We start from the raw sequence: 12,183 nt of genomic DNA on the forward strand, positions 1-12,183 counted from the left end.
CGCGCGGCGCCGGCCGGCGCATGCCGCTGCCGCGCGCGATCGCGGTGGCGGGGCGGCGCGCCTAGCGCCGCCGATGCTCGACCGCGAACTTGATCAGCTCGGCCTGCCCCTCGATCTCGAGCTTGCGCTTCAGGTTGAGCCGGTGCGTCTCGACGGTGCGCACCGACAGCCCCGTCTGCTGCGCGATCTGCTTGCTCGACAGCCCTTCGGCCAGCGCCTCGAGGATGTCGCGTTCGCGCGGCGTCAGGCGCTCGAGCGGCGACGCGGCCGCGCTCGCCTGGATCATCCGCGCGGCCAGCCCTTCGCTGAAGAACGTCTGGCCGGCCAGCACCGCGCCGATCGCGCGGACGATCTCGCTGGCCGGCGAATCCTTCAGCAGATAGCCGCTCGCCCCGGCGCGCACGGCCTGCGTCACATATTCGACGTTGTCGTGCATCGACAGCATCAGCACGCGGATCGCGGGAAACCGGTCGTGGAACACGCCGGCGAGCGTGATGCCGTTCATCCCGTTCATCCCGACGTCCATCAGCGCGAGATCGGGTTCGAGCGACGCGGCCAGCGCGAGCGCCTCGTCGGCGTTGCCGGCCTCGCCGACCACCGACAGGTCGGCTGCTTCGAGCCGCATCCGCAGCCCGTCGCGGACCAGCGGATGATCGTCGACGAGCAGCAGGCGGGCGGCGGTCCGGGCGGTGTCGGGGGCGCTCATGGGTCAAAGGTCTCCTGGTATGGGGGCGTCGTTACGCGGCGCTCGGCAGCGGCACGCGCGCGGTCACGATGGTATGGCCGACCTGCGACGCGATCGTCAGCCTGCCGCCGAGCGCGTCGAGGCGCTCGCGCATGTTGCGCAGGCCGATGCCGCCGCGCGCGTCGGCCTGCGAACGCTCGGCGTCGAAGCCGCAGCCGTTGTCGGCGATCGTCAGTGTGACGGCCTGCGCGCCGACGTCGAGCGTGACGGCCGCGCGCGACGCCTGCGCATGATGCACGATGTTGCTGAGCGCTTCCTGCGCGATCCGGAACAGCGCGGTGTTGACGGCCGCGGGCAGCGGCCGTGCGCCGCTGTGCGCGACCTGCGTATAGCCGATGTCGATGCCGCTTTGCGCGCCGAACTCGCGGATCAACTGCTCGAGCGCGGCCGCGAGGCCGAGGTCGTCGAGCATCGCGGGACGCAGCGCGTGCGAGATGCGCCGCACCTCGCGCAGCGTGTCGCCGAGCCGCACCACGCCCGACGCGAGCGCCTGCTCGGCCTCGGGCATGCGCGCCGCGCCGCGCTCGAAGCGGGCGAGCGCCGATTCGAGCATCAGCTTCGCCGACACCATCATCTGGCTGATCCCGTCGTGCAGCTCGCGCGATAGCCGCGCACGCTCCTGTTCCTGCGATTCCACGACGCGCTGCGCGAGCTGCTTGAGCTTCGCGTCGGCGCTGCGCGATTCGCTGACGTTCAGCACCAGCGCACAGACGGCGATCGCCGCCGCACCCGCGAGCGCGATCGCGGTGAGCCAGCTCATCGTGCGCTCGATGTTCGCGGACGCGCGCGCGTCGATGCGCTGCAGCGCGGTATCGACGTCGTCGAGATAGATGCCGGTGCCGACCATCCAGCCCCAGCGTTCGAGCGCGACGACATAGCCGAGCTTCGGCGCGGGCCGGCCCGTCGACGGCCGCTGCCACACGTAGCGCACGTAGCCGCCGCCGTGCGTCGCCGCGCCGATCAGCTGCTGGATCGTCAACGCGCCCTGCGGGTCGCGCATCGACCAGTAGTTGTGACCGACGCGCTCGGGCTCGCGCGGATGCATCAGCGCATTGCCGTGCAGGTCGTACACGAAGAAATAGCCGTCGGGCCCGAAATCCATCTTCTGCAGCATCGCGAGCGCCTGCGTGCGCAGCATCGCGTCGTCGCGCGCGTTGCGGCCGCTCGCGTCGTAGAGCGGCATGATCGCGCTGGTCGCGAGTTCGACGTAGTGCTTCAGCTCGACTTCCTTGCTCGACAGATAGGCGGCCTGGATCGTCGCGTGCTGCGTGCGGGCGAGCGAGGTCGCCTGCTGGCGCACGCCGAAGCCGATCCCGGCGATCGCGAGCAGGAACGGCACGATGGCGAGGAGGAAGATCTTGGCCTTGAGTTTCATGATGAGGCGGCGCGGCCGCGCGAACCGGCGCCGGTCGGAAGCACTTGCATCCGGCGCGGGCCGGCGAATCGAGCCGGTATTGTCGGCGATTTTGCGCGCGGGCATCGCCGCGCTTCGCAACCGGCCGCGCGCGACATGGCGCGATGCCCGTCGCACCGGCAAACCGTCGTGAAGCGGCCGTCGCGCGAAGCCGTCGTCGTCACGCGCGGCGCGGTTCGAGCCGCACCGAGGTATGCACGCTCTGCACGACGACGCGGTTGCGCCCGGCTTCCTTCGCGCGATACAGCGCGTCGTCGGCGAGCTTCAGCGCGGCCTGGATGCTGTCGTCCCGCTCCGGGTAGCAGGTCGTCACGCCGATGCTCGCGGTCAGGCAGCCGAACGAGCTGGCGTCGTGCCGGATGCCGAGGTCGAGGATGCTCGTGCGGATCGTCTCGGCGATCGCCACCGCGCCGCTCGTGTCGATGTCGGGCAGGATCACGACGAACTCCTCGCCGCCGTAGCGGGCCGCATAGTCCGCCGGACGGCGCAGGCAGCCGACGATGCAGTGGCCGACCGCGGCCAGCGCGTCGTCGCCGGCCTGATGGCCCTGCGTGTCGTTGTAGCGCTTGAAGTGATCGACGTCGACGAACAGCAGCGACAGCGCGTGCTGCGAGCGCGCGGCGCGGCGCCATTCGCGCGCGAGCGTGACGTCGAGCATGCGGCGGTTGTCGAGGCCGGTGAGCCCGTCCGTGCGCGCGAGCGCCTGCAGCTCGGTTTCCGCGCGATGACGCTTGCGCAGCTGCACGTCGAGCAGCAGCGACAGCGCGACGAAGCCGAGCGCGAGCACGGCCATCGCCGAGCCGATCGGAATCGCGCGGTCGTACCACGCGGCATAGAGGTTCGATTCGGCCTCGGCGACCATGATGATCAGCGGCAGGTTCGCCAGGTGCCGGAATACATACAGGCGCCGCACGCCGTCGATCGACGCGGTGTCGAAGAAGCTGCCCTCGCTCGCGCGCATGAACTGCCGGAACGTGCTGGCCTTGCTGATGTTGCGGCCGACGATCTTCGGGTCGTAGGGCTGGCGCATGAACATCACGCCGTTCGTGCCGATCAGCGACATCGAGCCGCGATCGCCGAGCGACAGTCGCGAGAACAGGTTCTGGAAGTATTCGAGCCGGATCGACATCACGGCGACGCCGCCGAACGAGCCGTCGGGCCGCGTGATGCGCCGGCTGAGTGCGATGCTCGGCGAGCCGCCGCGCAGCCTCGACCGGTACGGATCGCTGACGTACAGCCCGACGTCGGGGTGATCGCGGTGCACGGTGAAGTAGGGTTCGTTCGCGAAATTGGCCTTGCGCGGCACGTCGCTCTTGCCGTCGACCGCAATATTGCCGTTCGCGTCGAGCACGTAGATGCCGCCGAGGTAGCGGGCCGTCGTCGCGCGGTCGAACAGCACCTGGCGGCGCAGCGGCATCGGCAGCGCGGCGACCGCGGGGTCGTTCTCGCCCTCGACCACGGCCTGCAGCGACAGCGAATAGATCTCGATGTTGCGCTCGATGTCCCACGACGCCATCAGCGCGAGGTTCTGCTGCGTGGTGCGCGCGCGGTCGCGCGCGTCGACGCGGCCTTCGTAAAGCACGATCGCGCACAGCAGCAGCAGGAGCAGCCCGATCAGCAGCCCGGAATAGAAGATCAGGTGGGGCAGCAGCAGCCGGCGCAGATGCGCGGCGACGCGGCTCGCCGGGCCGGACTCGCTGAGCATCGTGTAGTCGGTTTCTGCCATGGCCGATCGATCGTGGGGCATCGCCGCCGTGCGTGGCGGAGCGATCCGGTTGTTTGTATGAAGTATGGACCGCGACCCGGCGCGCAGCCATGCATGCATCGACAGCGGCCCCCCGGCGGACGCCGCGCGTGTTTCGGCACCGTTCTCCTCGTCAATGGCGCACGCGGGCGCCGATTATCGCCATTCGCCGATGCGACGAGCCGACAAATCCTGCATTCGGTGACAACCGCCGTTGTGATTCAGTGATCCGGTAATCGGCGGGGCGGCGCACGCTGGAGCGAGTATAACGCGCATGCCGGCGCACGCGAAAAATGCGCCGGATCGTTGATGTGGATCAATTTGCGGGCAATACAGCCCTTGCGGATAATGCGCGGCGCGTTGTCGTGCAAGGGTTTGCGGGATTGCGGGGCAAACGGTGAATCGACGCGGTTTGCACGCGCGCTTTAAGGGCGGATTGAAACGCAAAACGAAATCGGCCGATATGCGCCGATTATTCTTTTCAATCGCCGTACCGGCGCGAATATCAATGAAAAAAACGGGCGGCCGTCAGGGCCACCCGTTTTCATGAAGCCGGCGTCCGGGCTTCCGGCATCCGGCGTCCGGCGTCCGGGCTTTCGCCCGCTTACGCGCCGTGCTGCTGCGCCTTGAACGCGAGCCGGAACCGGTGCAGCAGCGGCTCGGTATAGCCGCTCGGCTGCGACGTACCCTGCAGCGCGAGCGCGCACGCGGCCTTGAACGCGGTCGACTGGTCGTAGGCGGGCGCCATCGGACGATAGTTCGGGTCGCCCGCGTTCTGCTGGTCGACGACGCGCGCCATCCGCTTGAACACGTCGAGCACGAACGCCTCGGTGATCACGCCGTGGCGCAGCCAGTTCGCGATGTGCTGGCTCGAGATGCGCAGCGTCGCGCGGTCTTCCATCAGGCCGACGTCGTGGATGTCGGGCACCTTCGAGCAGCCGACGCCCTGTTCGACCCAGCGCACGACGTAGCCGAGGATGCCCTGTGCGTTGTTCTCGACCTCGCTCAGGATCTCGGCGTCGCTCCATTCGGCGCGCTCGACGACCGGCACGGTCAGCAGGCCTTCGAGCAGCGCGTCGCGCTCGTTCGCGTACGGGATCTTTTCGAGTTCCTGCTGGACGGCCTGCACGTCGACGAGATGGTAGTGCAGCGCGTGCAGCGTCGCGGCGGTCGGCGACGGCACCCACGCGGTGTTCGCGCCGGCGCGCGGATGCGCGATCTTCTGTTCGAGCATCGCATGCATCAGGTCCGGCATCGCCCACATGCCCTTGCCGATCTGCGCGCGGCCGCGCAGGCCGGCCGACAGGCCCGCGAGCACGTTGTTGCGCTCGTACGCGGCGATCCACGCCGACGACTTCATGTCGCCCTTGCGGATCATCGGGCCCGCTTCCATCGCGGTGTGCATCTCGTCGCCGGTGCGGTCAAGGAAGCCCGTGTTGATGAACGCGACGCGCGAGGCCGCGGCGGCGATGCATGCGGCGAGGTTCACGCTGGTGCGGCGCTCCTCGTCCATGATGCCCATCTTCAGCGTGTTGCGCGGCAGCTCGTACAGATCCTCGATGCGCGCGAACAGCGTATCGGCGAACGCGACCTCGACCGGGCCGTGCATCTTCGGCTTCACGATGTAGATCGAGCCGGTGCGCGAGTTGCGCTTCGCCTTCAGGTCGTGCAGCGCGCACAGCGTCGTGACGACGCCGTCGAGGATCCCTTCCGGAATCTCGATGCCGTCGCGGTCGAGCACCGCGCCGTTGGTCATCAGGTGGCCGACGTTGCGCACGAACAGCAGCGAGCGGCCGTGCAGCGTCAGCGTGCCGCCGGCGGGCGTGGTGTACTCGCGGTCGGCGTTCAGGCGGCGCGTGAAGGTCTTGCCGCCCTTCGCGACCTCCTCGACCAGCGTGCCCTGCATCAGGCCGAGCCAGTTGCGGTAGAGCTGGACCTTGTCGTCGGCGTCGACGGCCGCGACCGAGTCCTCGCAGTCGATGATCGTGCTGACCGCCGCTTCAAGCACGACGTCCTTCACGTTTGCGAGATCCGCACGGCCGATCGGCGTCGACGCGTCGATCTGGATCTCGAGGTGCAGGCCGTTGTGCTTCAGCAGGATCGCGGACGGCGCGCCGGCCGCGCCCTGGTAGCCGACGAACTGCGCCGGCTGCGCGAGGTGCACGACGCCCTTGCCGGTCTCGACGGCGAGCTGGCCGTCCTGCACGCGGTAGCGCAGCGCGTCGCGGTGCGACGCGCCGGCGAGCGGCGCCGCGTTGTCGAGCACGTTGCGCGCATAGTCGATCACGCGCTGGCCGCGCGTCGGGTTGTAGGTCGCGGTGCGTTCGGCGCCGCCGTCTTCCGGCAGCGCGTCGGTGCCGTACAGCGCGTCGTACAGGCTGCCCCAGCGCGCGTTCGCGGCGTTCAGCGCATAGCGCGCGTTCGACAGCGGCACGACGAGCTGCGGGCCGGCCTGCGTCGCGATTTCGCTGTCGACGTTCGCGGTGGCTGCCGCGACGTTCGACGGCGTCGGCACGAGATAGCCGATCCCTTCGAGGAACGCGCGATACGCGGCGAGGTCGCGCACCGGGCCGGGGTGCGCGCGGTGCCACGTATCGAGTTCCTGCTGCAGGCGGTCGCGTTCGGCGAGCAGTTCGCGGTTGCGCGGCGCGAGGTCGTGCACCAGCGCCGAGAAACCGCGCCAGAACGCGGCCTTGTCGATGCCGGTGCCCGGCAGCGCTTCGTTTTCGATGAACTGGCTCAGCGCGGGTGCGACTTGCAGTCCTTCTTGGTCGATCATCGTCAATCCTCCCGGGGAATAAGAATGCGCGCGCGGATCAGGCCGCGACGCTTTGTGTGCCGGCGCGGGCGATCTGCGCATCCTGTTCGGACTTTACGCCAGACACGCCGATTGCGCCCGCAATCCGGCCGCCGACCGTGACCGGCACGCCGCCTTCGAGCAAGCCCGTCAGCGGCGCGCTGAGAAACGCGGTGCGGCCACCGTTGATCATATCCTCATAGGCTTTCGTCTCGCGACGGCCGAGCGCCGCCGCGCGCGCCTTGTCCTGCGCGATGCTCGCGCTCGCGGGCGACGCGCCGTCGAGGCGCGCGAACGCGAGCAGGTGGCCGCCGTCGTCGACGATCGCGATCGACACGCGCCAGCCGTGGCGGTCGGCTTCCGCGCGGGCGGCGGCGAGCATGCGCTCGGCATCGGCGAGTTCGAGTTCGGGTTTCGTCTGCATCATGTTCCTCCGCAATCCGCGGTCAGTCGACGAGCCGGTCGTCGACCAGCTCGATCCAGTGGCGCACGGGCGTGCGGCCCGCGCCGTTCAGGTGAGTCTGGCAGCCGACGTTGGCCGTGACAATCAGGTCCGGCCGCGCGGCTTCGAGCGCGTCGAGCCGGTTGTCGCGCAGCTTCGTCGCGAGTTCGGGCTGCGTCAGCGAATAGGTGCCGGCCGAGCCGCAGCACAGGTGGCCGTCGGCAACCGGCGTCAGGTCGAAGCCGAGCCGCGTCAGGATCTGCTCGACCGTGCCGCCGAGGCGCTGCGCATGCTGCAGCGTGCACGGGCAGTGCACCGCGATGCGGCGCGGCGCCTGCGCGGCCAGCGCATCGAGCGGTTCGGCCGCGATCACTTCCGCGAGGTCGCGCGCGAGCGCGCCGACGCGGCGCGCCTTGTCCGCATACGCGGGGTCGGACCGCAGCAGGTCGCCGTATTCCTTGACGAAGGCACCGCAGCCGCTGGCCGTCAGCACGATCGCTTCCGCGCCGGCCTCGATCGCGGGCCACCATGCGTCGATGTTGCGGCGTGCGCGGTCGAGGCCCGCATCCTGTGCGTTCAGGTGATATTCGGTCGCGCCGCAGCAGCCGGCCTCGCGCGCCGGCGTCACGCTGATGCCGAGCCGGTCGAGCACGCGTGCGGCGGCCGCGTTGGTGTTCGGCGACAGCGCCGGCTGCACGCAGCCTTCGAGCATCAGCACGCGTCGTGCGTGACGCGGGGCCGGGCGCGGTGCCGGCGCGGGCACGGCGGCCGGGATCTTGTCCTGCAGCGTGCCGGGCAGCAGCGGGCGCAGCGCGCGGCCGGCCTTCAGCAGCGCGGCGAAGGTCGCCGGGCGCGGCACCACATGGCGCAGCCCCGCGCGCAGCAGCCGCTCGCGCGCGGGTCGCCGCGCGCGTTTCTCGGCTTCCGCGCGGCCGATGTCGAGCAGCGTGTGGTAGCGCACGCCGGACGGGCAGGTCGTTTCGCAGTTGCGGCACGTGAGGCAGCGGTCGAGATGCTGCTGCGTGCGTTCGCCGCACGCCTCGCCTTCGAGCATCTGCTTGATCAGGTAGATGCGGCCGCGCGGCCCGTCGAGTTCGTTGCCGAGCACCTGGTAGGTCGGGCAGGTCGCATTGCAGAAGCCGCAGTGCACGCACGCGCGCAGGATCGCTTCCGCTTCGTCGGCCCGGGCGAGGGCCTTGCTTGCTTCGCTGAGATTGGTTTGCATCGTCGGTTCGCTTCGGCGTTCGGCGTCAGAATTCGGCGTACAGGCGCCCGGGATTGAAGATCGCGTGCGGGTCGAGCTGCGCCTTGAGCTGCCGGTGCACGCGCAGCAGCGCAGGCGGCAGCGGCTGGAACGGCGCGTCCGTCACGCCGCGGGTGAAGCAGGTCGCGTGACCGCCCGCCTGCGCGGCGAACCGCTGCACGTCGGCCGGCGCGGCGTCGGTCTTCAGCCAGCGCTGCGCGCCGCCCCAGTCGACCAGTTGCGCGCCCGGCAGCGTGTCGAGCGGCGCGGCGGCCGGCACCGACACGCGCCACAGCGGGCGCGGATCGTCGAAGAACGGCAGCGCGAGGTCGCGCAGCCGCGACCAGAACGCGTCGTCGTCCGCGCGCTCGCCGCCGATCGTGTCGCGCGCGGCCCGCACCGAGCCCGTGCCGCCCTCGACGCGCACGCGCAATACGCGGTCGACATGGCACGCGCCCGCGAGCGGCAGGCCCGCGCGGCGCCACGCGGCGACGCGCTGCACGGCGTCGCTCGCGTCCAGCGCCAGCGCGAGATCGCAGGTCGCGCGCGGCTTCGGCAGCACCTTCAGCGAGACCTCGGTCACCACGCCGAGGCAGCCGAAGCTGCCGGCGAGCAGCCGCGACACGTCGTAGCCGGCGACGTTCTTCATCACCTCGCCGCCGAAGCGCAGGTGCTTTGCGTCGCCGGTGATCACGCGGCAGCCGAGCACGAAGTCGCGCACCGCGCCGGCCCACGGACGGCGCGGGCCCGACAGCGCGGCCGCGAACATCCCACCGACTGTCGCCGCGCCGCCGAACGACGGCGGCTCGCACGGCAGCATCTGACCGGCCGCGTCGAGCGCGGCTTCCAGCTCGACGAGCGGCGTGCCCGCGCGCGCGGTGACGACGAGCTCGGTCGGGTCGTAGCCGACGATGCCGCGATGCGTGCGCGTGTCGAGCACGCGGCCTGCGGGTTCGGCGGCGCGGCCGAGACCCGCCTTCGTGCCGCCGCCGCGGATCTGCAGCGGCTGGCGATCGTGGATCGCGGCGGCGACCTGTGCGATCAGCGCCGCGCTGTCGTCGATCGATTCGAATTCGCGTCGCATCAGAAGCGCTCCAGTTCGGGAAACGGCAGCTTGCCGTGATGGACGTGCATCGCGCCGAATTCGGCGCAGCGGTGCAGCGTCGGGATGTTCTTGCCGGGATTGAGCAGGCGCTGCGGGTCGAACGCGGCCTTGACCGCGTGGAAGAACGCGATCTCGTCGGCGTCGAACTGCACGCACATCTGGTTGATCTTCTCGCGGCCGACGCCGTGCTCGCCGGTGATGCTGCCGCCGACCGCGACGCACAGCTCGAGGATCCGGCCGCCGAGCGCTTCCGCGCGATCGAGCTCGCCGGGCCGGTTCGCGTCGAACAGGATCAGCGGATGCATGTTGCCGTCGCCCGCGTGGAACACGTTCGCGACCGGCAGTCCGTATTCGGCGGACAGCGCGGCGATGCCTTCGAGCACGCGCGGCAGTTCGCGGCGCGGGATCGTGCCGTCCATGCAGTAGTAGTCGGGCGACATGCGGCCGACCGCCGGGAACGCGTTCTTGCGGCCGGCCCAGAAGCGCTGGCGCTCGGCTTCGTCGCGCGCGACGCGGATCTCCGACGCGCCGGCCTCGCGCAGCAGCGCGGCGACGCGTTCCGCGTCTTCGTCGACGTCGGTCGCCGCGCCGTCGAGTTCGCACAGCAGGATCGCCTGCGCATCGACCGGATAGCCCGCGTGGATGAAATCCTCGGCCGCGCGGATCGCGAGGTTGTCCATCATCTCGAGGCCGCCGGGAATCACGCCCGCGCCGATGATCCGCGCGACCGCGCCGCCGGCCGCGCCGACATCGTCGAAGCTCGCCATCAGCACCTTCACGCTCGGCGGCTTCGGCAGCAGCTTCACGGTCACTTCGGTGACGATGCCGAGCATCCCTTCCGAGCCGGTGAACAGCGCGAGCAGGTCGAAGCCTGGGGCGTCGAGTGCGTCGGCGCCGAGCGTCAGCATGTCGCCGTCGATCGTCAGGATCTCGACCTTCAGGATGTTGTGCACCGTCAGCCCGTATTTCAGGCAATGCACGCCGCCGGCGTTTTCCGCGACGTTGCCGCCGATCGAACACGCGATCTGCGACGACGGGTCCGGCGCGTAGTAGAGCCCGTACGGCGCGGCCGCCTGCGAGATCGCGAGGTTGCGCACGCCGGGCTGCACGCGCGCGGTGCCGGCGTCGGGGTCGATGTCGAGAATCCGGTTGAATTTCGACATCACGAGCAGAAGGCCTTTTTCGAGCGGCATCGCGCCGCCCGACAGCCCGGTGCCCGCGCCGCGCGCGACCACCGGCACGCCGTGCGCGGCCGCGACGCGCAGCACCGCGCGCACCTGCTCGACCGTGTCGGGCAGCACGACGGCGAGCGGCACCGTGCGGTACGCGGCGAGGCCGTCGCATTCGAACGGCTTCAGCGCCTCGCGATCGTGCAGCACGTCGAGGCCGGGCGCCGCCGCGTGCAGCGCGGCGACGAGCGTGGCGCGGTCGACGGTCGCCAGCGGGCCGTCGATCCGTTCGTCGTAGGTGAAACTCATCGTGTGTCTCCGTCTCCACCATGCAGGCGGCCGCGCAATGCGCGGCGCGCCGGATGGACGGCATTCTTGGCGGCTCGCGTGGGCCTGTCCAGACGTTGCGCGAGTGGTCATACCAGTTTTTCCAGATGGGCCTTGGGACGGTTGTGTGAATTGCCGTAAAACCGAATCGGCACAAGCGTTTGTGAGAAAATCGACGCAGTCCGTCCGAAGTGGTCATACCAGTATGGAAATGCAGGAAAATAGCGGGCCGGCGCGGCACGTGGCCGACGTCGTCGCCGAGCGGATCGAGAAGCTGATCGTCGACGGCGTGCTGAAGGCCGGGCAGGCGCTGCCGTCCGAGCGGCGGTTGACCGAGAAGCTCGGCGTGTCGCGCACGGCCGTGCGCGAAGGGATGAAACTGCTGCGCGCGCGCGGGATCATCGACACGACGCACGGCAAGGGCTCGTTCGTCGCGAGCCTGACTCCGCAGCGCGAAATCACGCCGATGATGCATCTGCTCGGCTCGCAGCCGCGCACGCTGTACGACCTGTTCGAGGTGCGCGGGATGCTCGAGGCCGAGGCCGCGCGGCTCGCCGCGCTGCGCGGCACGCCGGCCGACTTCATCCTGATCGCGCGCCGCTACGAGGAGATGACCGCGGCCGACGCGCAGGATCTCGATCCGGCCGCGCGCGCGAAGCTCGACCATGCGTTCCATCTGGCGATCTGCGAGGCGTCGCACAACCCGGTGCTCGTCAATACGCTGCAGTCGCTGACCGATCTGCTGCTCAGTTCGGTGTTCGCGTCGGTCAACAACCTCTATCACCGCGAGCCGCTGAAAAAGCAGATCGATCGTCAGCACGCGCGGCTCTACAACGCGGTCACGGGCCGGCTGCCCGAGCAGGCGCGTAAGGCCGCGAGCGAGCATATCCGCCAGTGCGTCGAGTATCTGAGGGAGATCGAGCAGGAGGAGCAGCGGCTGGTGCGGTCGACGTTGAGGCTCGAAGGCTGGACCTGACGAGCGGGCGGGCGAGCGAGGCGCAGTCCGGCTTGATGCGCGTCGTGCCCGTCACGTCGTCTGACAGCGGTCGTCACATGGCTATGTCACACTGGGGTCCATTTCTCGTGTGGCCTGCCGCCGCCCGCCTGTGGTGCGTGCCGACCGCGTGCGCAGCAGCGTCTCGCGGAACGGCAGCGCACGAGCCGGCGCGCCACCTTTCCGATACGGAGGACGTTGCA

Annotated in this window: 9 protein-coding genes; 1 reads left to right on the forward strand and 8 read right to left on the reverse strand. The window is 70.0% G+C overall.

Translation table 11 applies throughout. From position 1 onward, the window contains the following. Positions 1–61 precede the first annotated feature (61 nt). The 8 genes from BST28156_RS06065 to glcD all read right to left on the reverse strand — a co-directional run bounded on the left by BST28156_RS06065 (position 62) and on the right by glcD (position 10,968). A complete protein-coding gene (locus BST28156_RS06065; protein ID WP_060240366.1) occupies positions 62–706 on the reverse strand; it encodes a response regulator in 645 nt (214 codons plus the stop codon). A gap of 31 nt (positions 707–737) precedes the next feature. Next, on the reverse strand, positions 738–2,120 hold the full coding sequence (locus BST28156_RS06070) for a cache domain-containing protein (RefSeq protein WP_060240686.1): 1,383 nt from the start codon (positions 2,118–2,120) through the stop codon (positions 738–740). A gap of 199 nt (positions 2,121–2,319) precedes the next feature. Continuing rightward, complete coding sequence (locus BST28156_RS06075; protein ID WP_060240368.1) at positions 2,320–3,885, reverse strand: sensor domain-containing diguanylate cyclase; 1,566 nt, start codon at positions 3,883–3,885, stop codon at positions 2,320–2,322. A gap of 622 nt (positions 3,886–4,507) precedes the next feature. Next, complete coding sequence (locus BST28156_RS06080; protein WP_174901703.1) at positions 4,508–6,682, reverse strand: malate synthase G; 2,175 nt, start codon at positions 6,680–6,682, stop codon at positions 4,508–4,510. Between the two features lie 37 nt (positions 6,683–6,719). Beyond that, positions 6,720–7,124 (reverse strand): GlcG/HbpS family heme-binding protein, encoded by a 405-nt coding sequence (locus BST28156_RS06085; RefSeq protein ID WP_174901761.1) that lies wholly within the window; start codon positions 7,122–7,124, stop codon positions 6,720–6,722. 22 nt (positions 7,125–7,146) lie between these two features. Next, positions 7,147–8,367, reverse strand: coding sequence for a glycolate oxidase subunit GlcF (glcF, locus tag BST28156_RS06090; protein WP_174901704.1), 1,221 nt, complete (start codon positions 8,365–8,367; stop codon positions 7,147–7,149). A gap of 25 nt (positions 8,368–8,392) precedes the next feature. After that, positions 8,393–9,469 carry a glycolate oxidase subunit GlcE gene (gene glcE / locus BST28156_RS06095; protein WP_174901705.1) on the reverse strand — a complete coding sequence of 359 codons (1,077 nt, stop codon included), beginning with the start codon at positions 9,467–9,469 and terminating at the stop codon, positions 8,393–8,395. Beyond that, positions 9,469–10,968, reverse strand: a complete 1,500-nt coding sequence (glcD, locus tag BST28156_RS06100) for a glycolate oxidase subunit GlcD (RefSeq protein ID WP_060240374.1) — start codon at positions 10,966–10,968, stop codon at positions 9,469–9,471. Before glcD ends, glcE begins: the two co-directional genes overlap by 1 nt. 223 nt (positions 10,969–11,191) lie before the next feature. Here glcD and glcC point away from each other — a divergent pair, with 223 nt between their 5' ends. Next, positions 11,192–11,962: a transcriptional regulator GlcC gene (gene glcC / locus BST28156_RS06105; protein WP_060240376.1), complete on the forward strand. Its 771-nt coding sequence runs from the start codon at positions 11,192–11,194 to the stop codon at positions 11,960–11,962. The last annotated feature ends 221 nt before the right edge of the window (positions 11,963–12,183 follow it).

Origin of the sequence: Burkholderia pseudomultivorans, from assembly GCF_902499075.1 — a bacterium.
In the GTDB taxonomy this organism is placed as follows: domain Bacteria; phylum Pseudomonadota; class Gammaproteobacteria; order Burkholderiales; family Burkholderiaceae; genus Burkholderia; species Burkholderia pseudomultivorans.